General features: G+C 72.5%; 20 protein-coding genes. 15 read left to right on the top strand and 5 right to left on the bottom strand.

Annotation, left to right across the window (positions count from 1 at the left end; genetic code table 11):
• Positions 1 to 4: 4 nt before the first annotated feature.
• The 12 genes from O7609_RS03265 to O7609_RS03210 all read left to right on the top strand — a co-directional run bounded on the left by O7609_RS03265 (position 5) and on the right by O7609_RS03210 (position 16,336).
• Positions 5 to 925 (top strand): aminotransferase class IV, encoded by a 921-nt coding sequence (locus tag O7609_RS03265; protein WP_269733389.1) that lies wholly within the window; start codon positions 5 to 7, stop codon positions 923 to 925.
• A gap of 66 nt (positions 926 to 991) precedes the next feature.
• Positions 992 to 1,957: an AEC family transporter gene (locus tag O7609_RS03260; protein WP_269733388.1), complete on the top strand. Its 966-nt coding sequence runs from the start codon at positions 992 to 994 to the stop codon at positions 1,955 to 1,957.
• 49 nt (positions 1,958 to 2,006) lie between these two features.
• Positions 2,007 to 2,969 (top strand): TauD/TfdA dioxygenase family protein, encoded by a 963-nt coding sequence (locus O7609_RS03255; protein ID WP_269733387.1) that lies wholly within the window; start codon positions 2,007 to 2,009, stop codon positions 2,967 to 2,969.
• Positions 2,970 to 3,106: 137 nt separating this feature from the next.
• A complete protein-coding gene (lgt, locus tag O7609_RS03250; protein ID WP_269743050.1) occupies positions 3,107 to 4,051 on the top strand; it encodes a prolipoprotein diacylglyceryl transferase in 945 nt (314 codons plus the stop codon).
• A 135-nt stretch (positions 4,052 to 4,186) separates the two neighbouring features.
• Entirely contained in the window at positions 4,187 to 4,885 is a 699-nt protein-coding gene (locus O7609_RS03245; protein WP_443072047.1) for a VIT1/CCC1 transporter family protein, read from the top strand.
• Positions 4,886 to 5,179: 294 nt separating this feature from the next.
• The gene (gene gltB, locus O7609_RS03240; RefSeq protein WP_269744307.1) at positions 5,180 to 9,739 is read left to right on the top strand and encodes a glutamate synthase large subunit; all 4,560 of its coding nucleotides are present in this window, start codon (positions 5,180 to 5,182) and stop codon (positions 9,737 to 9,739) included.
• Complete coding sequence (locus O7609_RS03235) at positions 9,732 to 11,192, top strand: glutamate synthase subunit beta (protein WP_269733384.1); 1,461 nt, start codon at positions 9,732 to 9,734, stop codon at positions 11,190 to 11,192. Before gltB ends, O7609_RS03235 begins: the two co-directional genes overlap by 8 nt.
• 166 nt (positions 11,193 to 11,358) lie before the next feature.
• Complete coding sequence (locus O7609_RS03230) at positions 11,359 to 12,009, top strand: hypothetical protein (RefSeq protein WP_269733383.1); 651 nt, start codon at positions 11,359 to 11,361, stop codon at positions 12,007 to 12,009.
• 225 nt (positions 12,010 to 12,234) lie between these two features.
• Entirely contained in the window at positions 12,235 to 13,512 is a 1,278-nt protein-coding gene (locus O7609_RS03225) for a sugar ABC transporter substrate-binding protein (protein WP_269743049.1), read from the top strand.
• Positions 13,502 to 14,545 carry a carbohydrate ABC transporter permease gene (locus O7609_RS03220; protein WP_269733381.1) on the top strand — a complete coding sequence of 348 codons (1,044 nt, stop codon included), beginning with the start codon at positions 13,502 to 13,504 and terminating at the stop codon, positions 14,543 to 14,545. The genes O7609_RS03225 and O7609_RS03220 overlap by 11 nt, the downstream gene beginning before the upstream one ends.
• Positions 14,546 to 14,622: 77 nt before the next feature.
• A complete protein-coding gene (locus O7609_RS03215) occupies positions 14,623 to 15,447 on the top strand; it encodes a carbohydrate ABC transporter permease (protein WP_269736997.1) in 825 nt (274 codons plus the stop codon).
• 22 nt (positions 15,448 to 15,469) lie between these two features.
• Positions 15,470 to 16,336, top strand: coding sequence for a hypothetical protein (locus O7609_RS03210; protein WP_269743048.1), 867 nt, complete (start codon positions 15,470 to 15,472; stop codon positions 16,334 to 16,336).
• Positions 16,337 to 16,409: 73 nt separating this feature from the next.
• On the opposite strand, the gene O7609_RS03205 is transcribed toward O7609_RS03210, so the two are convergent.
• Complete coding sequence (locus O7609_RS03205) at positions 16,410 to 17,141, bottom strand: class I SAM-dependent DNA methyltransferase (RefSeq protein ID WP_269733379.1); 732 nt, start codon at positions 17,139 to 17,141, stop codon at positions 16,410 to 16,412.
• A 236-nt stretch (positions 17,142 to 17,377) separates the two neighbouring features.
• On the opposite strand from O7609_RS03205, the gene O7609_RS03200 reads away from it, so the two are divergent.
• Complete coding sequence (locus tag O7609_RS03200; RefSeq protein WP_269733378.1) at positions 17,378 to 17,716, top strand: chorismate mutase; 339 nt, start codon at positions 17,378 to 17,380, stop codon at positions 17,714 to 17,716.
• A gap of 105 nt (positions 17,717 to 17,821) precedes the next feature.
• On the opposite strand, the gene O7609_RS03195 is transcribed toward O7609_RS03200, so the two are convergent.
• The gene (locus tag O7609_RS03195; RefSeq protein WP_269733377.1) at positions 17,822 to 19,033 is read right to left on the bottom strand and encodes a macrolide family glycosyltransferase; all 1,212 of its coding nucleotides are present in this window, start codon (positions 19,031 to 19,033) and stop codon (positions 17,822 to 17,824) included.
• Positions 19,034 to 19,213: 180 nt separating this feature from the next.
• Here O7609_RS03195 and pepN point away from each other — a divergent pair, with 180 nt between their 5' ends.
• Positions 19,214 to 21,730 (top strand): aminopeptidase N, encoded by a 2,517-nt coding sequence (pepN, locus tag O7609_RS03190; protein ID WP_269743047.1) that lies wholly within the window; start codon positions 19,214 to 19,216, stop codon positions 21,728 to 21,730.
• Positions 21,731 to 21,839: 109 nt separating this feature from the next.
• Positions 21,840 to 22,313, top strand: coding sequence for a phosphotransferase (locus O7609_RS03185; protein ID WP_332330033.1), 474 nt, complete (start codon positions 21,840 to 21,842; stop codon positions 22,311 to 22,313).
• On the opposite strand, the gene O7609_RS03180 is transcribed toward O7609_RS03185, so the two are convergent.
• The 3 genes from O7609_RS03180 to O7609_RS03170 form a co-directional block, all read right to left on the bottom strand.
• Complete coding sequence (locus O7609_RS03180; protein ID WP_269743046.1) at positions 22,207 to 22,863, bottom strand: class I SAM-dependent methyltransferase; 657 nt, start codon at positions 22,861 to 22,863, stop codon at positions 22,207 to 22,209. The two genes, O7609_RS03185 and O7609_RS03180, sit on opposite strands and share 107 nt — an antisense overlap.
• A gap of 56 nt (positions 22,864 to 22,919) precedes the next feature.
• A complete protein-coding gene (locus O7609_RS03175) occupies positions 22,920 to 23,501 on the bottom strand; it encodes a TIGR03086 family metal-binding protein (RefSeq protein WP_269733374.1) in 582 nt (193 codons plus the stop codon).
• Positions 23,502 to 23,604: 103 nt separating this feature from the next.
• Positions 23,605 to 23,787, bottom strand: a complete 183-nt coding sequence (locus O7609_RS03170) for a hypothetical protein (RefSeq protein ID WP_269733373.1) — start codon at positions 23,785 to 23,787, stop codon at positions 23,605 to 23,607.
• Position 23,788: the final 1 nt, after the last annotated feature.

Below are 23,788 nucleotides of genomic sequence, written 5' to 3'. Positions count from 1 at the left end.
CGCCGTGATCCCCTTTGACCAGCGCACCGGAAAGATCTGGTACGACGGCGGCCTCGTGGACTGGGGTGACGCCAGGCTGCACGTGCTCAGCCACGGCCTGCACTACGCGTCGAGCGTCTTCGAGGGCGTCCGCGTCTACGGCGGCGCGCCGTTCATGCTGGCCGAGCACATCGCGCGGTTGCGCGGCTCCGCCCGCATCCTCGACTTCGACCTCGAACACGACGACGAGAGGTTGCACGCCGCGACGCTCGACGTCGTGGCCGCGGAAGACATCACCGAGGGCTACATCCGCATCAACGCGTGGCGCGGCTCGGAGATGCTCCAGACGGCGGCACCGAAGACGTCCGTGCACACCTCCGTGGCCGCGTGGGAGCTGCCCGCGGGGTACTACGCCGCGACCGACGCCCTGGAGACGGGGATCTCCCTGGTCACCGGCCGGTACCGCCGACCGGGGCCCGACTGTGCGCCGGTCCGGAGCAAGGCGGCCGGGAACTACATGATCGGCACCGTCTGCAAGAACGAGGCCCTGCGCGCCGGATACGACGACGCGCTCCTGCTGGACGACCGCGGCTACATCGTCGAGGCCACCGGCGCCCACGTGTTCTTCACCGAGGGCGGCGTGCTCCACACGCCGACGACCCGCAGCACGATCGACGGCATCACCCGGGCCTGCGTCATCGCTCTGGCCGAGCGGGCCGGGATCGAGTGTGTGGTCGGGGACCTGGATCCCTCGTTCGTCCGGGCGGCCGACGGAGCGTTCATCTGCGGCACCGCATGCGAGCTGCTTCCGGTCGCCCGGATCGACGAACACCGGTACGAGCTCGCGGGCGGCAATGATGTGACCCGTGAGTTGATCACCGGCTACCGGGAGCTGGTCCGCGGTCACGGCCACGTGACGGTGCCCAACGTGTGGGCCGCCCGGTAGGAGCCGGGCGATCAAGGGAAGCAGGCTCACCCCTGTGGGGGAGCCGCAACAGCAGGAGTACGGCGCATGGGAGCGGTAGCGGCTCTGGAGAAACTGGCACCCGTGGTGCTCGCGTTCGGCTGCGGGGTCCTGCTCGCCAGACGACGGGTGGTACCCGCCGGGAGCTCCAAGGTCTTCGCCGACTACGCCTTCCTCTTCGCCGTACCGTGCTTCCTCTTCGGCAACATCTACCGAAGCGACCTGGGGGTCCTGTTCGACTGGCGGGCGATCGCCGGCTACGCGACGGCCGCCGGTCTGGGCTCCGTGCTGATCGGTCTGCTCGCCTGGACGCTGGGGGAGCGGGACCCGCGCGGCATCGCGTTGCGGATCATGGCCGCCGTCCAGGTGAACTCCGCCTACTTCGCCGTACCGGTGTTCATCATGCTGTTCGGCGACGCGGCGCCCATCTTCCCGGTGCTGCTCTTCCAGGTCTGCGTGCTGTCGCTCGTCGTCATCTCGATCCTGGAGCTCGGCCGCACCGACCGTGCGGCCGGGCCGGGCAGGCCCGCGCCGGGCCGGCGGCTTGCCGGCGCCGTGACGGCCTCGCTCCTCACCCCCGTCGTCATCGCCTGCAACGCGGGCATCCTGTTCAACCTGCTGTCCGTGCGGGTCCCCGAGGTGGCGCTCGACAGCCTCGCATTCGTCGGCGACAGCGCGGCGCCCGTCGCGCTGTTCGCCCTCGGCCTCCACCTCGGCGGCATGCGCCTCGGCGTCCGCGGCACCACCGCGGAGGAGCTTCGGCTGATCGCCTTCAAGTGCGTGGCCTTCCCCCTGCTGGTCCTCGTCGTGTGCCGCTACGGCTTCCACGTCGACGGGGACTGGCTGAAGTACCTCGTCCTGATCGCCGCCATGCCCTCCCCGCAGAACCTCTTCATCTTCGCGCAGCGCTACGACCACGGTGTCGACATGTCCGCGGCGCTCGTCGTCAAGAGCTCCGTCGTCGCCCTGCTCCTGCTGCCCCTGTGGGTGCAGTGGGCGGGGCGGCCGAGCTGACCGGCCCGCGAGGAACCCGCAGCGCAACCTCCCGACGAAAGGCACGACCGTGACCCAGACCGCACAGCCCGCCCGCATCACCGTCCGACCCGCGGCCGGCCGGATCGGGGCCGAGATCCTCGGTGTCGACCTGCGCGGGGAACTCGACGACGCCACCGTGGCCGGGATACGTCAGGCCGTCCTCACCCATCGGGTCGTCTTCTTCCGCGACCAGCACATCGACCACGCCCGGCACGTGGCCTTCGGCCGCCGCTTCGGTGCGCTCACCCGTCGCGAGGGCAAGAAGCACGGCGTACACCCCGAGGGCCACCCGGAGATCCTGACCGTCGACCCGAAGGCGGACGTCGAGCGGTACGGCGCGGACTTCGAGGAGCACTACCGCCGCAAGTGGGTCTCCCCGCTGGCGGGCTGGCACAGCGACCTCACCCAGTTCGTCAACCCGCCCGACATGTCCATCCTGCGCGCCGAGAAGACCCCCGAGTTCGGCGGTGACACCCAGTGGACCAACACCGTGGCCGCCTACGAGGGCCTGTCCGCGCCGCTGCGCGCACTCGTCGACGGGCTGACGGCCGAGCACGCGTTCTTCAACGCCGTCACCCTGCGCCACTCCGACGAACGGGATCGCGAGATCCTCAAGCTGTTCTGCGCGGAGCCCCAGGTCGCCGTGCACCCGGTGGTCCGCGTCCACCCCGAGACGGGGGAGAAGGGCCTGTTCGTCAGCCCCGGATCGACGACCCGGATCCGCGGGTTCTCCGAGCTGGAGAGCCGCCACCTGCTGGACCTGCTGTTCCAGCATCTGACGAGCGCCGAGTACACCGTCCGCTTCCGCTGGGAGCCCGACAGCATCGCGTTCTGGGACAACCGCAGCACCTGTCACTTCGCCCCCACCGACTTCGCCCACCTCGACGTCGACCGGGTGATGCACCGGGTGACGGTCCTCGGCGAGCCCGCGAAGGGGCCGGACGGGTTCGTCTCGGAAGCGGTCGCCGGGCAGCCGATGCGGGCGTGGTGACGCCGCGCGCCCGCCGCCCGGAACCGGGCGGAGCCCGAGGGTCCGCCCGTGTCCGGGCGGACCCTCGGGCCGCGCACCCCCCAGGGCCACCCGGGGTTACCCGGTGCGGGGCGCGGCAAGGTAGCGTCTGAGGGGCCATGGACATCCTCGCGTCAATCCCCAGCCCGTCGAGCGGTGAGCTCGAACTCGGCCCGTTCCCGCTGCGCGGCTACGCCGTCTGCATCATCATCGGCGTGTTCGTCGCCGTCTGGCTCGGCGGCAGGCGCTGGGTCGCACGCGGCGGCCGGCCCGGCACCGTGGCCGACATCGCCGTCTGGGCCGTGCCCTTCGGCCTCGTCGGCGGCCGGCTGTACCACGTCGTCACCGACTACCAGCTCTACTTCGGCGAGGGGCGCAGACCTCTCGACGCCCTCAAGATCTGGGAGGGCGGGCTCGGCATCTGGGGCGCCGTCGCCTTCGGCGCGCTGGGCGCCTGGATCGCCTGCCGCCGCCGGGGCATCCCGCTGCCCGCGTACGCCGACGCCGTCGCGCCCGCCCTCGCGGTCGCCCAGGCGATCGGCCGCTGGGGCAACTGGTTCAACCAGGAGCTGTACGGGCGTGCGACCGACCTGCCCTGGGCCGTCGAGATCGACAACGGCAAGCACGAGGGCACCTTCCACCCGACGTTCCTCTACGAGTCGCTGTGGTGCCTGGGCCTCGCGGCGCTGGTCATCTGGGCCGACCGCCGCTTCCGCCTCGGCCACGGCCGGGCCTTCGCGCTCTACGTCGCCGGGTACACGGCGGGCCGGTTCTGGATCGAGTACCTGCGGATCGACCCCGCGAACGAGATCCTCGGGCTGCGGCTGAACAACTGGACGTCGCTCCTGGTCTTCCTGGCTGCGGTGACCTACCTCGTCGTTTCGGCGAAGCTGCGCCCGGGCCGGGAGACGGTGGTCGAGCCGCGCCGGGACGGGGACGAGCCCGCGCGGGCCGACGCGCCGCAGGACGGGGCGTCCGGGAGCGACGCGGCCGAGGACGCGGGCGACGCGCCCCGGGACGAGGCCGGGGCGTCGGACGCCGGGGCGGACTCCGCGCGGAAGTAGCGGACGTCGCCGCGCGCCAGGCGGCCGCTCCGGTCCCGGGCACCCGACGCGAGGGCTCACCCGGGGCCGCGGGGGCCGGGTAAGTACGGCCTTCCTCGCTGGCGGCGCACCCGGCGGGTGCCTACCGTCGGAGCTGTGCAGGTACACCGGCGCCATTCCCACCGCGACGTCAACGGCGGCTGGCTGCGGCCCGCCGTGTTCGGGGCGATGGACGGCCTCGTCTCGAACACGGCGCTCATCACGGGTGTCGCCGGCGGCGCGGTCGCTCCGCAGACCATCGTGATCACCGGGCTCGCGGGCCTGGCCTCCGGCGCCTTCTCCATGGCGGCCGGTGAGTACACCTCCGTCGCCTCGCAGCGGGACCTGGTGCTCGCGGAGCTGGCCGTGGAGCGGCGCGAGCTGGCGGAGGACCCGGAGGGCGAGCGGGCGGAGCTCGCGGACCGCTTCCGGGCCCGCGGCGTGACGGCGTCACTGGCCGAGAGCGTCGCCGAGCAGTTGTCCCGGGACCCCGAGCTGGCCCTGGAGATCCACGCTCGGGACGAGCTGGGCGTGGATCCGCGGAGCCTGCCGTCGCCGCTGGTGGCCGCCGTCTCCTCGTTCGGCGCCTTCGCGATCGGTGCCTTTCTGCCCGTCCTGCCGTACCTGCTGGGGGCGACGCAGGTGTGGCCGGCGGCCGTGCTGGCGCTGTCCGGGCTGTTCCTGTGCGGGGCGGCCGTGTCGAAGGTCACCGCCCGTCCCTGGTGGTACACCGGGCTCCGACAGTTCATCCTGGGAGGTGCCGCCGCCGCGGTGACGTATGTCCTGGGGTCGCTCCTGGGAGCCGCGATCGGATGACAGCGCTGGGTGATCTCGTTTCCCGGCGGTTTCAGGATCGTGAGCACCGGGCAGAAGCGGTAAGCGCCGCGAGCAATGAAGCCCGCGCCGCCCCCTGCGTGAGCAGGGACAACACTTCCCCGGCAGAGCGTGGACGACTCCGATGTCGTCCGTATGGTGGACTCGACTTTCCGCTTTTCGGGATCATGACCATCATGTAATCTGCACGAAAATTTTGATCGCAGAGGGCCAACGTCGTCCCTCGGCACTGTTCATGCCACGACGACGACGGGAGAGCCGATGCGTGCAGCGTCTATGGCGGCCCACCCTGCCAAGCAGGGGTTGTACGACCCCCGATACGAGCACGACGCCTGTGGCGTCGGCTTCGTGGCCACCCTCACCGGCGAAGCGAGCCACCAGCTCGTGGAGCAGGCGCTGACCGTTCTGCGCAACCTGGAGCACCGTGGCGCCACCGGTTCCGAACCGGACTCCGGCGACGGTGCCGGCATCCTGGTGCAGGTCCCGGACGCGTTCCTGCGCGAGACCGTCTCCTTCGAGCTGCCCGAGGCCGGCGCCTACGCCGTCGGCATCGGGTTCCTCCCCGCCGACGCGGCCGAGGCCGACGCCGCCGCCGCGCGCATCGAGACCATCGCCGCCGCGGAGGGCCTGAAGGTCCTCGGCTGGCGCGAGGTCCCCGTGGCGCCGAACCTGCTGGGCAACGGCGCGCGCGCCACCATGCCGAGCTTCCGCCAGCTCTTCGTGGCCGACGCAGCCGAGGGCGACGCCCGCACCGGCCTCGCGCTCGACCGGCTCGCCTTCGTCCTGCGCAAGCGCGCCGAGCGGGAGGCCGGGGCCTATTTCGCCTCGCTGTCGGCCCGCACCGTCGTCTACAAGGGCATGCTCACCACCGGTCAGCTCGAGCCCTTCTTCCCGGACCTCTCGGACCGCCGCTTCGGCTCGGCGATCGCCCTGGTGCACTCGCGGTTCTCCACGAACACCTTCCCGAGCTGGCCGCTGGCCCACCCCTACCGGTTCATCGCGCACAACGGCGAGATCAACACCGTCAAGGGCAACCGCAACTGGATGCGGGCGCGCGAGTCCCAGCTCGTCTCCGACCTGTTCGGCGACTCGTCCAAGGACCTGGAGCGGATCTTCCCGATCTGCACCCCGGACGCCTCCGACTCGGCCTCCTTCGACGAGGTGCTGGAGCTGCTGCACCTCGGCGGCCGTTCGCTGCCGCACTCGGTGCTGATGATGGTCCCCGAGGCGTGGGAGAACCACGACTCGATGGACCCCGCCCGCCGGGCCTTCTACCAGTTCCACTCCACGATGATGGAGCCCTGGGACGGCCCCGCCTGCGTCACCTTCACCGACGGCACCCAGGTGGGCGCCGTTCTCGACCGCAACGGTCTGCGCCCGGGCCGCTACTGGGTGACCGACGACGGCCTCGTCGTCCTCGGCTCCGAGGTCGGCGTCCTGGACATCGACCCCGGCAAGGTCGTCCGCAAGGGCCGTCTCCAGCCCGGCCGCATGTTCCTCGTCGACACCGCCGAGCACCGCATCATCGAGGACGACGAGATCAAGGCCGCCCTCGCCGCCGAGCACCCCTACCAGGCCTGGCTGGAGTCCGGCATCACCGAGCTGGCCGAGCTGCCCGAGCGTGAGCACATCGTGCACACCCACGCCTCGGTCACCCGCCGCCAGCAGACCTTCGGCTACACCGAGGAGGAGCTGCGCGTCCTGCTGGCCCCGATGGCCCGCACCGGCGCCGAGCCCATCGGCTCGATGGGCACCGACTCGCCCATCGCCGCCCTCTCCGACCGGCCGCGGCTGCTGTTCGACTACTTCACCCAGTTGTTCGCGCAGGTCACCAACCCGCCGCTGGACGCCATCCGCGAGGAGCTCGTCACCTCGCTGATCTCCTCGCTCGGCCCGCAGGGCAACCTGCTGGAGCCGAACGCCGCGTCCTGCCGCAGCGTGACGCTGCCGTTCCCGGTGATCGACAACGACGAGCTGGCCAAGCTCATCCACATCAACGCCGACGGCGACCGCCCCGGCATGAAGGCCACCACCCTCTCCGGCCTCTACCGGGTGAGCGGCGGCGGCCGTTCGCTGGCCGACCGGCTGGAGGAGATCTGCCGGGAGACCGACGCGGCCATCGCCGGCGGCGCCCGCATCATCGTCCTCTCCGACCGGCACTCCGACGCCGAGCACGCCCCGATCCCCTCGCTGCTGCTCACCTCCGCCGTCCACCACCACCTCATCCGCACCAAGCAGCGCACCCAGGTGGGCCTGCTGGTGGAGGCCGGTGACGTCCGCGAGGTGCACCACGTGGCGCTGCTGATCGGCTACGGCGCCGCCGCCGTCAACCCCTACCTGGCCATGGAGTCGGTCGAGGACCTCGTCCGCGCCGGCACCTTCCTGGAGGGCGTCGGGGCCGAGTCCGCGATCCGCAACCTCATCAAGGCTCTCGGCAAGGGCGTGCTGAAGGTGATGTCCAAGATGGGCATCTCGACGGTCGCCTCCTACCGCGGTGCCCAGGTCTTCGAGGCCGTCGGCCTGGACGAGGAGTTCACCGAGCGGTACTTCAACGGCACCGCCACCAAGATCGGCGGCGCGGGGCTCGACGTCGTCGCGAAGGAGGTCGCGGCCCGGCACGCGAAGGCGTACCCCGTCTCCGGGATCTCCGCGACCCACCGCGACCTGGAGATCGGCGGCGAGTACCAGTGGCGCCGCGAGGGCGAGCCGCACCTGTTCGACCCCGACACCGTCTTCCGGCTCCAGCACTCCACGCGCGAGCGCCGGTACGACATCTTCAAGCAGTACACGCAGCGCGTGGACGAGCAGTCCGAGCGGCTGATGACGCTGCGCGGCCTGTTCCAGTTCACGTCCGGCCGCGAGCCCGTCTCCATCGACGAGGTCGAGCCCGTCTCGGAGATCGTCAAGCGCTTCTCCACCGGAGCCATGTCCTACGGCTCCATCTCGCAGGAGGCGCACGAGACGCTGGCCATCGCCATGAACCGGCTGGGCGGAAAGTCCAACACCGGTGAGGGCGGCGAGGACCCGGAGCGGCTCTACGACCCGGCCCGGCGCTCGTCCATCAAGCAGGTGGCCTCCGGCCGCTTCGGCGTGACCAGCGAGTACCTCGTCAACTCCGACGACATCCAGATCAAGATGGCGCAGGGTGCCAAGCCCGGCGAGGGCGGTCAGCTGCCCGGTCACAAGGTGTACCCGTGGGTGGCGAAGACGCGGCACTCCACGCCCGGCGTCGGCCTCATCTCGCCGCCGCCGCACCACGACATCTACTCCATCGAGGACCTCGCCCAGCTCATCCACGACCTGAAGAACGCCAACCCGAAGGCGCGCGTTCACGTGAAGCTGGTCTCCGAGGTCGGCGTCGGCACCGTCGCCGCCGGAGTGTCCAAGGCCCACGCCGACGTCGTGCTCATCTCCGGCCACGACGGCGGCACCGGCGCCTCCCCGCTGACCTCGCTCAAGCACGCGGGCGGCCCCTGGGAGCTGGGCCTGGCCGAGACGCAGCAGACGCTGCTGCTCAACGGCCTGCGCGACCGCATCGTCGTGCAGACCGACGGCCAGCTCAAGACCGGCCGCGACGTCGTCATCGCCGCGCTCCTCGGCGCCGAGGAGTTCGGCTTCGCCACCGCGCCGCTCGTCGTCTCCGGATGCGTCATGATGCGCGTGTGCCACCTGGACACCTGCCCGGTCGGCATCGCCACCCAGAACCCGGTGCTGCGCTCGCGCTACAGCGGCAAGGCCGACTTCGTCGTGAACTTCTTCGAGTTCATCGCCGAGGAGGTCCGTGAGCTGCTGGCCGAGCTGGGCTTCCGCACGCTGGACGAGGCCATCGGCCACGCCGAGCTGCTGGACACCAGCCGCGCCGTGAACCACTGGAAGGCCCAGGGCCTGGACCTGGCACCGCTCATGTACGTGCCCGAGCTGCCCGAGGGCGCCGTGCGGCACCAGATCGTCGAGCAGGACCACGGTCTGGAGAAGGCGCTGGACAACGAGCTGATCAAGCTCTCCGCCGACGCCCTGAACGCGGACAGCGCCGAGGCCGCCCAGCCGGTGCGCGCCCAGCTCGCCATCCGCAACGTCAACCGCACCGTCGGCACCATGCTCGGTCACGAGGTGACGAAGAAGTTCGGCGGCGCCGGGCTGCCCGACGACACCATCGACATCACCTTCACCGGCTCGGCCGGCCAGTCCTTCGGCGCCTTCGTGCCCCGGGGCGTGACGCTGCGGCTGGAGGGCGACGCCAACGACTACGTCGGCAAGGGCCTGTCCGGCGGGCGGCTCGTCGTCCGCCCCGACCGCGGCGCCGACCACCTGGCCGAGTACTCGGTCATCGCCGGCAACACCCTCGCCTACGGCGCCACCGGCGGCGAGATGTTCCTGCGCGGCAAGGTCGGCGAACGGTTCTGCGTCCGCAACTCCGGCGCGACGGTCGTCTCCGAGGGAGTGGGCGACCACGGCTGCGAGTACATGACCGGCGGCCGGGCCGTCGTCCTGGGCGAGACGGGCCGCAACTTCGCGGCCGGCATGTCCGGCGGCGTCGCCTACGTCCTCGATCTGGACACCGACAACGTCAACCGGGAGCTGGCCGCCTCCGTCGAGGAGCTCGACGCCGAGGACCAGCAGTGGCTGCACGACGTCGTGCGCCGGCACCAGGAGGAGACCGGCTCCACCGTGGCCGAGAAGCTCCTCGCCAACTGGGCCGAGACGCTGCCGCGCTTCCGCAAGGTTCTCCCGCCCACCTACAAGGCCGTGCTCGCCGCCAAGGACGCCGCCGAGCGGGCCGGACTCAGCGAGTCCGAGACCCACGAGAAGATGATGGAGGCGGCGATCAATGGCTGACCCCAAGGGCTTCCTGACCACCGACCGCGAGGTCGCCACGACGCGTCCGGTCGCAGAGCGGGTCAAGGACTGGAACGAGGTCTACGTCCCCGGCTCCCTGCTGCCGATCATCAGCAAGCAGGCCGGCCGGTGCATGGACTGCGGCATCCCGTTCTGCCACAACGGCTGCCCGCTGGGGAACCTGATCCCCGAGTGGAACGACTACGCCTACCGCGAGGACTGGGAGGCCGCCAGCGAGCGGCTGCACGCGACGAACAACTTCCCGGAGTTCACCGGGCGGCTGTGCCCCGCGCCGTGCGAGTCCGCCTGCGTCCTGGGCATCAACCAGCCCGCCGTGACCATCAAGAACGTCGAAGTCAGCATCATCGACAAGGCGTGGGACAACGGTGACGTCACCCCTCAGCCCCCGGAGCGGCTCTCGGGCAAGACGGTCGCCGTCATCGGCTCCGGACCGGCGGGCCTCGCCGCCGCCCAGCAGCTCACCCGCGCCGGGCACACCGTCGCCGTCTACGAGCGCGCCGACCGCATCGGCGGGCTCCTGCGCTACGGCATCCCCGAGTTCAAGATGGAGAAGCGGCACATCAACCGCCGCATCGAGCAGATGCGCGCGGAGGGCACCAAGTTCCGCACCGGGGTCGAGGTCGGCCGCGACATGAGCGCCACCGACCTGCGCCGCCGCTACGACGCCGTCGTCATCGCCGCCGGCGCGACGACGGCCCGCGACCTGCCCGTGCCGGGCCGCGAGCTGAACGGCATCCACCAGGCGATGGAGTACCTGCCGCTCGCCAACAAGGTGCAGGAGGGCGACTTCGTCTCCCCGCCGATCACCGCCGAGGGCAAGCACGTCGTCGTCATCGGCGGCGGTGACACCGGTGCCGACTGCGTCGGTACCGCCCACCGCCAGGGCGCCGCGTCCGTCACCCAGCTGGAGATCATGCCCCAGCCCGGCGAGGAGCGCCCCCCGCACCAGCCGTGGCCGACCTTCCCGATGCTGTACAAGGTCACCTCGGCCCACGAGGAGGGGGGCGAGCGGGTCTACTCCGTCTCGACGACCCACTTCGAGGGCGACGAGAACGGCGACGTGAAGTGGCTGCACCTGATCGAGGTGGAGTTCGTCGACGGCAAGCTCACCCAGAAGCCCGGCACCGAGCGGAAGATCCCGGCCGAACTGGTGACCCTCGCCATGGGCTTCACCGGAACGGACCAGGACAACGGTCTGACCCGGCAGTTCGGGCTGGCCATGGACGAGCGCGGCAACATCAACCGCGACGCCGACTACGCCACCAACATCGACGGCGTCTTCGTCGCCGGTGACGCGGGCCGCGGCCAGTCCCTCATCGTCTGGGCCATCGCCGAGGGCCGCTCCGCGGCGCGCGGCGTGGACCGCTACCTGACCGGCAACAGCGCACTGCCGGCTCCGGTCAAGCCGACGGACCGGGCCCTCACCGTCTGAGCCCGCTCCCCGGCGCCCGTTGTCCCGTACAACGGCGTGCGGACACCGGTGGCCGCCCTCACCCCCGACCGAGGGCGGCCACCACCCTTTTCTCCCTCCCGGGCGGCCGGTCCGGAACCGGAACGCGCCGTGCCGCGTCAGAGATGCACCCGGCGAGGAGGAGAACATGCGACACACCCGAAACAGGACCCGACGCACGGCCGCGGCCCTGGCCCTGGCGGTCACCGCCGCACTGACGGCGGCCGGCTGTGGAGACGACGGCTCGGCGCAGAACGGCAGCGACTCCGTGAAGGTCTCGGAGCAGTCCGAGCAGCCGAAGCAGCCGGACGAGGGCCCCCAGGGTGACGACAAGGGCGAGGACGGCCCCTCCGAGGCCGGGAAGGACGGCCTCCAGGGCCCGGACGGGGAGACGCCCAAGGGCCCGAAGAAGGAGGACAAGCCCTTCAAGCCCTCCGGCGACAGCCCCTTCGAGAAGCGCGCGGACGCCCTCGAACACTTCTGGCCCAACGTCGAGCAGGCCGGAAAGGCCGAGGGCCTCCAGCCCGTGCCCGCGGCCAAGAAGGCCAAGGACAGCAAGGTGCTCACCGTCACCGTCGGCTACGGGGCCTGCGACGCCGACCACGGCGTCCACGTCGCGCAGTCCGAGAACCTCGTCGTCCTCGGCGGCTGGCGCGAGGAGGGCACCGCCGACGCCTGCACCGAGCAGCTCCTCACCGACACGGTGAAGATCACCCTCGACGCGCCCCTGGGCGACCGCGCCGTCGTCGACGCCGCCACGGGCGAGACCCTCGTCAACGCCACCCTCACCCTGGAGTGAGCCGCCGGGGGCGGGCGGGGCCCCTCGTCGGGCCCTGCCCGCCCCTCCCCGGCGTGACGCACGCCCCGGCCCGGCCGGTCGGGCGACCGGCGTTGGGGCGACCGGCGGTCGGGTGAATGACGGCGGCGGTCCGTGATGTACCGGGCTCGATGACGCAAGGTGGCACTGTCACCAGTGGTGTCCCCGCGGCACCACGCGCAGTGCACGGCGTGAGGAGCCCGGCCCATGACGAACCGTGTCCGGCGCGGCGCCGCCGCCTTGGCCACCGCCCTGTCCCTCACCCTCCCGGCCCTGGCCGGCTGCGGCAACGGCGCGGCCGACTCCGGAACGCTCACCGTGTGGATCATGGAGGGCACCAACCCGGACCCCGATCCGTTCTTCGAGGACGTCTCCCGGGAGTTCGCCGAACGCACCGGCGCCGAACTCGACGTCCAGTACGTCCCCTGGCCCGACGCGCACGACAAGTTCACCAAGGCGATGGCCGGCGGCACCACCCCCGACGTCGCCGAGATCGGCTCCACGTGGACCTCCGAGTTCGCCGACGCCGGAGCCCTCGTCGGCCTCGGCGAACGCAGCCGGGACGCCGGGCTCGACGACGACATGATCCCCGCCCTGCGCACCGCGGGCACCTACGACGACGAGCTCTACGGCGTCCCCTGGTACGCGGGCGTCCGCGCCCTCCTCTACCGCCAGGACGTCTTCGACCAGCACGGCCTGCGCGCCCCCGCCGACTGGGACGAACTGCGCGAGACCGCCGTAGCCCTGAAGGAGGCGGAGCCGGACATGCTCGCCTTCCCCGTCCTCGGCGACAGCGAGTGCACCCTGGACGCCTTCGTCTGGGGCGCCGGCGGCAACCTCGCCACCCAGAGCGACGGACACTGGACCGCCACCATCGACCGCCCCGACGCCCTGCGCGGCGTGGACTTCTATACCTCGCTCGCCACCGAGTACGGCACCTCCGCCAAGGCCGCCACCACCTGGAACGAGGCCGACCTCGTCGCCGCCGTCACCGACGGCAAGGTCGCCATGGCCGTCGCCGGAAGCTGGACCCCGGCCACCATCCTCGCCGACAACCCCGGACTCAACGGCAAACTCGCCGCCGCCACCATCCCCGGCCCCGACGGCGGCATCAGCCCCTCCTTCCTGGGCGGCTCCCACCTCGGCATCTTCACCACCGCCCCCGACCAGGACCTGGCCTGGGAGTTCGTCGAGCTCATGACCTCGGAGGAGTACGCCGCCCAGTGGGCCGAGCAGTCCGGCTACTTCGCGGGGCGCACCTCCCTCGTCGCCCGCACCGAACAGGACGGCGGTCCCCTCGTCGCCCCCTTCGCCCGCCAGATGATCCAGGCGGGACGCACCGTCCCCACCACCCCCGCCTACGGAGAGATCCAGGGCAAGAAGGTCTTCGCCCAGATGGTGCAGTCCGTCCTCAACGGCAAGCAGAGCGTGAGCGAGGCGGCCCAGGCCGCCGCCGACGACATGGACCGGTCCTTTGGCAACTGAGATCCCCGAAGCCGCGCCCCCCACCCCCACGGCGGACGGGAGCGCGCCCGCCCCGCCCGGGGGCCGGCGCCCCGGCCCCCGGGTCGCCGCCCGCGCCGCCGCCCGCAGCGCCCGGGCCGCCCGCCGCCGCGCCCGCGCCCGGCCCTGGATCCTGCTCGCCCCCGCGCTCGTGGCCGTCGGGGCCCTCCTGCTGTGGCCCCTCGGGCGCGTCGTGTGGATGTCCTTCCAGGACTACGGCCTCCGGGAGATCGTCTCGGGCCGCACGAACTTCAACGGCGCCGACAACTACACCGAGATCCTCGGCACCTCCTACCTGTGGACCACGGTCCTGCCCAACACTGTCGTCTTCGCCGCCGTCTGCGTCACCCTCACCGTCGCCCTCGGCACCCTCGTCGCCCTGCTCCTCCAGCGCCTCGGCCCCCTGTGGCGCAACATCACCGCCAGCACGATCATGATGGCCTGGGCCATGCCCGCCGTCACCGGCACCTACGTCTGGATCTGGCTCTTCGCCCCCCTCGACGGCGCCGTCGCCGGGCTCCTCGGCGGCCTCGGCCTCATCGACCCCGCCGAGACCAACTGGTTCACCGGGCGCCTCACCTTCTACGCCATCGCCACCCTCAACGTCGTCCACCACGGCTTCCCCTTCGTCGCCGTCACCGTCTTCGCCGGGCTCCTCACCATCCCGCGCGAACTCACCGAGGCCGGCATCGTCGACGGGGCCAGCGCCTGGCAGCGGTTCTGGACGATCACCGAGCCCTCCATCAAGCCCGTCTTCCTCGTCGTCGTCATCCTCTCCACCATCTGGGACTTCAAGGTCTTCGTGCAGCTCTACCTGATGCCCGGCGGCAACGGCGCCAACCCCGACGTCCTCAACCTCGGCGTGTGGTCCTACGTCGAGTCCTTCGCCCAGCGCCAGTACGGCATGGGCGCCGCCATCGCCGTCCTCCTCACCCTCCTGCTCCTCGCCATCACCGTCGGCTACGTGCGGGCCCTGTTCGCGGACGACGCCCCCGAGGGAGGCCGCAACCCGTGAGCCCCAGCCCCGCCCCGCGTGCCCTGCGCCCCGCCCCCGCAACCGGCCCCCCGCGCCCGGCCCCCGCGGCACGCCCCCTGCGCCCCGGCCGCGCCGCGCGCTGCGGCACCGCCCTCGCCACGGCCGCGCTGCTCGCCTTCACCGTCCTGCCCGTGTACTGGATGGTGACCTCCGCGCTCGACCCGCGTGCCGACACCCGGGGCGCCGCCCTCCTGCCCTCCGGCCTCACCTGGGACCACTTCCGCTTCGTCCTCGACGCCGGGGGCTTCGGCCGCTTCCTCCTCAACTCCGCCCTCGTCGGCCTCGGGACGGTCCTCCTCGCCGGGCTCCTCGCCCTCCTCGCCGCCGTCGCCGTCGCCCGCCACACCTTCCGGCTGCGCACCACCGTCCTCGTCATGGTGCTCGTCGTCCAGATGGTGCCGCTGGAGGCCCTCGTCATCCCCCTGTTCGTGCAGATGCGCAACCTGCGCATGCTCGACAGCCTCATCGGCCTGACCGTCGTCTACCTCGCCTTCTCCCTCCCCTTCGCCATCTGGATGCTGCGCGGCTTCGTCGCCGCCGTACCCAGGGAGGTGGAGGAGGCCGCCTACCTCGACGGCTGCTCCTGGCCCCGCATGTTCCGCTCCGTGCTGCTGCCCCTCGTCGCCCCCGGCCTCGTCGCCACCAGCGTCTTCTCGTTCATCGTCGCCTGGAACGAGTTCGTCTTCGCCTTCACCTTCCTCCAGGACGAGTCCACGTTCACCGCCGCCGTCGGGCTCCACCGCTTCTTCGGCCAGCACGGCAACGACTGGGGCCCCGTCATGGCCGGCTCCACCCTCATCACCCTGCCCGTGCTCGTCTTCTTCGTCCTCGCCCAGCGCCGCCTGGCCACCGGCCTCACCACCGGCGCGGTCAAGGGGTGAACCGCCTACTACAGTTGACGGCGTGACGGCCGACGACCGAGTCGAACGCGGCTTCCCCCACCTCGGCACCGTGCGGGAAGCCATCACCGCGCTCCACCGCCGCCTGTCCGCCGACGGCATCGCCCAGTTCGGCGCCAGCGTCCTCCCCGCCGACGTCGCCATCGACGACGACGAGGAGCTCTACTCCGCCGTCCAGCGCACCGCCGCCGCCCTCGTCCGTCACCTGCACCTCCCCGAGGCGCGCGTGATCGTCGGCTTCCGCGACATGGGGCACGCCGCCACCGTCGAACTCGAAGCCGGCCCCGAGTACTTCATCGAACTCAACGCCCGCTTCAAACAGCACCGCCGCGACATCGGCGCCGCCCTGGCCCACGAGATCACGCACGTCGCCCTGCACCGGCTCGACCTCGCCTTCACCGGCACCCCCGCCAACGAGGTCCTCACCGACACCGTGACGACCTACCTCGGCGCCGGCTGGCTCCTCCTCGACGCCTTCCGCCAGGACGCCCTCACCTCCCAGAAGCTCGGCTACCTCACCCCCGAGGAGTTCGGCTACGTCCTCGCCAAGCGCGCCGACGCCTTCGCCGAGGACCCCGCCGCGTGGTTCACCAGCCCCCAGGCCTACGAGGCCTACATGGCAGGCCGCAAGGAGGCCGCGGCCGACACCCGCCGCCCCCCGCTCGCCGCCGCCGGCTGGGCCGCCCGCCGCCGCTACGCCCACGACCGCCGCCGCGGTACCGCGTCCCCCTCCGCCCCCTACACCCTCACCCCCGGCAAGGTGGCCTTCCCCTGCCCCACCTGCTTCCAGCGCCTCCGCCTCCCCGCCGCCCGCGGCCCCCTCCAGGCCCGCTGCACCCTCTGCGGCTCCCTCCTGGCCTGCGACACCTGAGCGTGCACGGGCCGGTGGGGGCCAAGCGCTCAGCCGTGCCGGAGCACAGCGGAGAGCCGGCTGGAACGTCGGGTCAGGGCTTCTCGTAGACCGAGACGTGGCGGCGGCTGGTGGCCGTGAACGGGCTGCGGTCCCAGTCGGTGTAGCGCTCGCGCAGCCGCATCCCGGCGAGCCGGGCCATCAGGTCCAGCTCGCTCGGCCAGCAGTAGCGGAGCCGTAGCGGGCGCAGCGTGGTGCCCTCGGCGTCGAACGTGACGCGCTGGTAGGTGACCGTCTGCCCGACGGGGTCGTGCAGGAGGAACTCCATGTTCACCTCGGTCTCGGACAGCGCGCGGGTGGCGACTTGCTGGTGGCGGTCGAACTCCGTGACGTCTTGGACGAAGCACTCGACGACGAAGACGCCGCCGGGTTCTAGGACGCGGGCGACGTTGTGGAAGCAGTCGACCTGACGCGCCTGGTCGGGGAGGTTGAAGAGGGTGTTGAAGACCAGGTAGGAGAACGCGAAGGGGCCGTCCACGGCGACCTCCGCCATGTCGCCGATCGTCACGGGGATGTCCGGGCCGCCGGGCTTGGCGCGCAGCCGCTCGACCATGGCGGGGGAGCCGTCGATCCCCTCGACGGAGATCCCCCGCGCGGCCGGGGGGAGAGCCACGCGCCCCGTGCCGATCGCGAGCTCCGGGGCGCGACCGCCGGCCGGGGCCAGCTCGGCCAGGAAGTCGACGGCCGGTGTCGGTTCGTAGGCGTCGCGCAGGTCGTATGCGTGGGCGTAGCGGTCGAAGAACGCGGGATCGTCGAGCTCGGTCACGGTGGTGGAGCCAACCACCCCGCCTCCGGGCGCGCCATGGATGAAGCGCGGGGCTACGGGGTGTCCCGCCCGGACCCGTGATCTCACCCGCGCAGGGGACTCCGGCCGTGCCGGGCCGCCCCGACGATCGCGGGCAGGCTCGTCCGCACCGCTGAACACGCCTCCCGCGTTCGGGCGCGTTCACAGAGCGGAACGGGCGTCTCCGGGCCCTCGCCGGACGTCTAAGGTCGGGTCCCATGAGCGACAGCAAGATCGACCCGGCCGTGCGGGCGGAGCTGGACCAGCTGCGGTCGAGCATCGACAACATCGACGCGGCCGTGGTGCACATGCTCGCCGAGCGGTTCAAGTGCACCCAGCAGGTGGGGCGGCTCAAGGCCACGCACAAGCTGCCCCCGGCCGACCCGGCGCGGGAGGCGCGCCAGATCGCCCGGCTGCGGGAGCTCGCGGAGAGCGCGAAGCTCGATCCGGCGTTTGCGGAGAAGTTGCTCAACTTCATCATCGCCGAGGTGATCCGGCACCACGAGACGCTGGCCAACGGGGCGGACGGTCCGGAGCCGGAGCCGTCGGAGAGCTGAGGAGGCTGGGCAGGGGCTCAGGGGCTCAGGGGCTCAGGGGCTCAGGGGCTCAGGGGCTCAGGGGCTCAGGGGCTCAGGGGCTCAGGGGCTCAGGGGCTCAGGGGCTCAGCGGGGGAGTTCGGCTTCCACGGTGTCGGCCGCCTGCGGGGCCCCGCCCTCGCGGGCGGCCTCGGCCCGCAGTACGGCGAGGTGGTCGTGCACGGCGGGGTCGGTGGTGAGGGCGGTCGCGGCGTGGCGCAGGGCCTCGGGGGTGACGGTGTCGGCCTCGACGCGCCGGGCCACGCCGAGGGCGACGAGGGCGTCGGCGTTGGCGAACTGGTCGACGGCCTGCGGGGCGGCGATCATGGGGACGCCGCAGGCCAGGCCCTCCTGGCTGCCGCCCATGCCCGCGTGGGTGACGAAGAGGTCGGCCTGCTGGAGGATGCGGAGCTGCGGCACCCAGCGGTGCACCTCGACGTTCGCGGGGAGCGGGGCGTCACGGGTGAGCTCGGCCTCGTCGACGTGCTTGCCGATCTGGAGCACGACGTGCCACCCGGGCAGGTCGCCGAAGGCGGCGAGGCATGTGCGGTAGAAGGCGGGCTGGTTGGTGAAGGTGGAGCCGAGGGAGACGAGTACGACGCGTTCGGCCTCGGCCGGGCGGTGCCAGTCACCCTGGTGGCCGCGCTCGCCCTGGCACGTGCCGGTGAAGGTGTAGACGGCCGGGTTGACGCGGTCGGCGTGGGGCTGGAGCGCGCGGGGGATGAGGACGACGGACCGGCGGGGGCGGCTCACGAAGACGTCCGGGTCGGTGCCGGGCAGGCCGTGCTCGCTGAGCCAGCCGCGGAAGCGCTCGTCGTAGGCGATGCCGCGGGGTGAGGTCCGCAGCGCGGTGCGCAGTTCTCGGACGGCCTCGTCCTCCTCGTGGCCCTCCCAGGCCACCGCGCACGGGGAGAGCTGCACGGCCGGGACGTCCCAGCGGCGGGCGAGGACGGGCGCCGGGTAGGCGCCGATGTCGTAGAGGACGAGGTCGGGCTCGTCGCCCGCGTAGGCGTCGGCGATCTGGGGCAGGGCCTGGATCGCGTCGTCGAGGAACAGCTCGAGGTGGTCGACCGGCTCGGTTCCCCAGGCCGCGGGGTCGTCCTCGGTGGGCAGTGTGGAGACGTACGGCCGGGGCTCGGCGCCGACGGCGCGGACGACGTCGGCGTACTCCCCGGGCACGGCGTAGGTGACGCGGTGGCCGCGGGCGACCAGCTCCCGCAGCACTTCCAGGCTGGGATGGACGTGGCCGGGGGCCGGGATGTTGATCATGGCGATGTGTGCGGGACGGGAAGTGACCATGGCGGTGATACTAGACGAGACGGTTCGTCTCGCACAACGCGGTCTGCGCGCACGGATGGCGCGCGGACCTCCGGGCAAACAGGAGGAAACCCGGTGATGTGGTCCTCGGGTCCGGCCGTCGGCCCCCGGTGCGGCCGAATCCGGTGGGCCCCGTCGGTGCCGTAAGGCACGATGTGGGCTATGTCCGTACTGACGCGCGATGAAGCAGAGGCCAGGGCCGCCCTCCTCGACGTCCACCGCTACACGATCGACCTCGACGTCACCCGGGGGGAGGAGATCTTCGGCGCCACCACGCTCGTCCGGTTCACCGCCCGCGCGAGCGGCGACACGTTCGTGGAGATCCGTCCCCGCACGCTGCACAGCGCGGAGCTGGACGGAAAGCCGCTGCCGGAGGCGGCGTTCGCGGACGGCCGGATCGCCCTGACCGGCCTCGGCGCCGGCGAGCACGAACTGCGCGTCGTCGCCGACATGCCGTACTCACACACCGGCGAGGGCATGCACCGCTTCACCGACCCGTCCGACGGGCGCAGCTACCTCTACACCCAGTGCTGCCAGTCCGACGCGCCCCTGGTCTTCGCCTGCTTCGACCAGCCGGATCTCAAGGCCGAGTTCGACGTCGCGGTCACCGCCCCCGAGAACTGGACGGTGCTGGGCAACGGCATCGCCACGCGGGACGCCGGCCGGCCGGACCGCTGGACGTGCACCACGACGCCGCCCATCAGCACCTACCTCATGGCCGTCGCCGCCGGGCCCTACCACTCCGTGCGCACCGAGCACGCCGGGCTGCCGTTCGGGCTGCACGTGCGCCAGTCCCTCGCGCCCTACCTGGAGGCCGACGCGGACGAGCTGTTCACCATCACGCGCCGCTGCTTCGACCGCTACCACGAGCTCTTCGACGAGCCCTACCCGTTCGACTCCTACGACCAGGCCTTCGTCCCCGAGTTCAACGCCGGGGCCATGGAGAACCCCGGCCTGGTCACCTTCCGGGACGAGTTCGTCTTCCGCTCCGCCGTCACCGACAGCCAGCGCCAGACGCGCGGCATGGTCATCGCCCACGAGATGGCCCACATGTGGTTCGGTGACCTGGTGACCCTGCGCTGGTGGGACGACATCTGGCTCAACGAGTCCTTCGCCGAGTACATGGGCTTCCAGGTCCTCGCCGAGGCCACCCGGTGGACGGACACCTGGACGGACTTCGCCGTCGCCCGCAAGAGCTGGGGCTACGACGCCGACCAGCGGCCCTCCACCCACCCCGTCGCCCCCGACCCGGACGCCGTGCCCGACACCGCCTCCGCCCGTTTGAACTTCGACGGCATCTCCTACGCCAAGGGCGCCTCGGCGCTGCGCCAGCTCGTCACCTGGCTCGGCCCCTCCGAGTTCCTCGCGGGCATCAACGCCCACTTCACCGCCCACCGCTTCGCCAACGCCACCCTGGCCGACTTCCTCGACTCCCTCGCCGGAGCCTCCGCCAAGGACGTCCACGCCTGGGCCCGGCACTGGCTGCGCACGAGCGGTGTCGACACCCTCGTCCCCGAGGTCGACGCCACCGCCCCGGACCACTGGCGGCTCGCCGTGCGGCACGAGGGCACCCGTCCCCACCGGCTCCTCGTCGGCGTCTACGACCGCGCCGAGGACGAGCCCGGCCGCCTCGCCCTGCGCGAGCGCACCCACCTCGACATCCCGCAGGAACCCGGCACCACCTCCGCCGGCCTGCCGGGCCGCCGCCCCGACCTCGTCCTCCTCAACGACGGCGACCTCACCTACGCCAAGATCCGGCTCGACGCCCGCTCCTGGGAGACGGTGCGCGCCGCGCTCTCCGGCCTGCCCGACGCGCTCGCCCGCGCCGTCGTGTGGAACGCCGCCCGCGACATGGTGCGCGACGGCGAACTGCCCCCGGGCGAGTACCTGGAGGCGGCCCGCACTCACCTGCCGCACGAGACGGACAACGCCATCGTGCAGACCGTCCTCACCTTCGCCCGTGCCGAGGTGGCCGACCGCCTGTTGCCCGCCGCCGACCGTCCCAAGGCCCTCGCCACCCTGCACGCCCTGTGCCGGGAGCTGCTGGACCGCACGGCCGACGGCTCCGACCCCGGGCTGCGGCTCACCGCCGTCCGCGGCGCCATCGCCACCGCCGCCGACCCGGCCGAGCCCGCCCGCTGGATGGCCGACGGCACCGTCCCCGGCGGCCCCGAGCTCGACCCCGAGCTGCGCTGGCAGACCCTCCACCGGCTCGCCGTGCTCGGCGCCGTGGGGGAGGACGAGATCCGCGCCGAGGCCGAACGGGACACCAGCGCAACCGGCCGCGAGGGCGCCGCCCGCTGCCGGGCCGCCCTCCCCACGGCCGAGGCCAAGGCCGCCGCCTGGGACGCCATGTTCGGCCCCGCCGACACCCTGTCCAACTACCTGTTCACCGCGACGGCCCAGGGCTTCTGGCACGCCGAGCACGCCGACCTCGTCCGCCCCTACACCGAGCGGTACTTCGACGAAGCCGTCGCGCTCGCCGACCGCCGGGGCGCGTCCATCGCCCACTTCGCGGCGAGCGCGGCCTTCCCCCGCACCCTCGCCGAGCCTGAGGTGCTCGCCCTGGGGGAGCGGTGCCTGGCCGAGGGCAACCCCTCGGCCGCCCTCCGCCGCCCCCTCGCCGACCAGCTCGACGACCTGGCCCGCGCCCTCCGCGTCCGACAGGCCGCCGGGTAGCCCCTGGCTCCTGGCTCCGGCCCGCCACCCTCGCCAGCGGCGAGTGGGCGGGCCGGACGTGCCGGGCCCGGGGCCGGGCCCGTGCCGCGGAAACTCCGGCACCGAGGTCATGGGCCAGCACTTCCACCCCGAGGGCTGGCGGCTCACCGGGCTTTTCGACTTCGAGCCCGCCATGATCGGCGACCCCGCCTACGACGTCGTCGCCGTCGGCCTGTTCGTCACCCGGGGCGACCCGCACCTCCTGGCCCGCCTCACCCGGCAGTACGGCCGCACCTTCGAGCCGGCCGAGCTGCTCGCCCACACCCTCCTCCACGTCTACGGCAATGTCCCCTGGTACTACGGGAACTTCCGGTCCCCGCCGAGCCCACCCGCCCCGCCCTCGCCGAGGCCTGGTTCGGCGTGCGGTGACCGAACGCCGGCCTGGTCCCGGCGTCACGGCGGGCACGGCCCCGTTCGGCGGGACACTCCGCCGCGGGTCACGTGCGATCGGGCGGGGCGGGGTGCCGGGGAAGCCTGGCCAGCAGGTGGGCGTCGAGAAAGCCCCGTTCGGAGCCCGGATCGTGCAGCAGCCGGGCGAACGTGACGAGCCCGGCCCTGGCCAGCAACTCGGCGAACCGTTCCACCGGCCAGCTGTAGGCGGGCGTCACCTTGTGGTCGAACCGGACCGGCTCCGGTCCGTCCGTCGCGAAGAACGAGACCAGGAACAGACCTCCCGGCGCCAGGACGCGCACCTGCTCGGCGAGGAGCGCGGGCAGCTCCCCGGGCGGCGTGTGGATCACCGAGTAGTGCGCCAGCACGCCGCCGAGCGCCCGGTCCGCGACCGGCAGGGCCTCCATCCGGGCCTCGCCGAACCGCAGCCCCGGATGGGCCTGCCGGGCGTGCGCGACCATGGCCGGAGAGAGGTCGAGCCCGAAGGCGTCCAGCCCCAGGTCATGCAGCAGGGCCGTCAGATGCCCGGGCCCGCACCCGACGTCGGCCGCCCGAGGGTTCCCCGTCCCGCGGACCAGCTCGGCGAAGGTGCCGAGCATGGCCCGCGTGAACGGCTGCGCCTCCGGCCGGTCGGCGAACAACGAGGCGTACAGCTCGACGATCCCGTCGTAGGCGGCCCTGGTCTCGTCCTGGTGCTTCGGCACGGGGGAGAAGCTAACATCCGCGCACGAGCGCGGATGTTCCGCCGCCGGCCGACGGGTTACGGGCGCCAGCCGGGGTCCCGCCCGCTGAGTGCGACCGCCCGCTCCAAGGCTTCCGCGCCCGGCTTGGGCTCCACCACCGGACCGAAGATGCCCTCCCTGTCCTCCGGCTCGGTGGACTGCCGGAGGAACTCCATGGCCGCGTCCAGCGCGGCCGGATCGGGCGCGTACGCCTGTCCGGTCGCCACCGCCAGATCCCAGCCGTGGATGACGAGTTCGTCGACCGCGACCAGGCCGGCCACCTCCCCGGGCAGGTCGACGCCGCCGGCCCGGGTCATCCCCGTCCATGCCTCCGGATCGCGCCACACCTCGGCCAGCGCGGCCAGCTCGGCCGGGAGCCGCTCGCGCCAGTCGGCCCCCGGGTCGGGAAGCTCCGCCTGGGGAGAGGTGTCGGTGGTGGGCCCCAGCCGCTTGCGCCCGGCGTCCGCGAAGGCCGTCGTCAGGCCGCGGATGTGGCCGAGCAGCGCCCGTACGTCGTAGTCGGGGCAAGGCGTCGGGCCGCCCAGCTGTTCGTCCCGGACCGCGGCGGCCAGGTCCGCCGTCTGCCGGGTGAGGGGGCCGAGGTCAAGCACTGCCTGCATCTGCTCGTTTCTCCTTCGGATGGTGCGGAGTCTCCGACGAGGTAGACGGACGGGCGGGGCGAAACTCATCGCGCGGGGCGCGGCCGTGTTCGTGCGGCGCGCCTCACTCCACCGGCACGGACCGCAGGCAGCCCACCAGCGCCCGCTTCACCTCCGCGACCCAGCGTGCCCGCTCGGCCTCCGGGGCGGCGAGGACCGTGCCCAGCAGCGCGCCGAGGATCTGCGTGGCCACCACCGCCGTCGTGCGCCGCCGCTCCGGCTCCAGCTCGGGGACGCGGACAGCCATC

Origin of the sequence: Streptomyces sp. WMMC1477 (assembly GCF_027460245.1) — a bacterium.
Classification (GTDB): Bacteria; Actinomycetota; Actinomycetes; order Streptomycetales; family Streptomycetaceae; genus Streptomyces.
The sequence above is the reverse complement of the archived record's forward strand: the minus strand, read 5'-3'. Positions and strand labels throughout refer to the sequence as shown.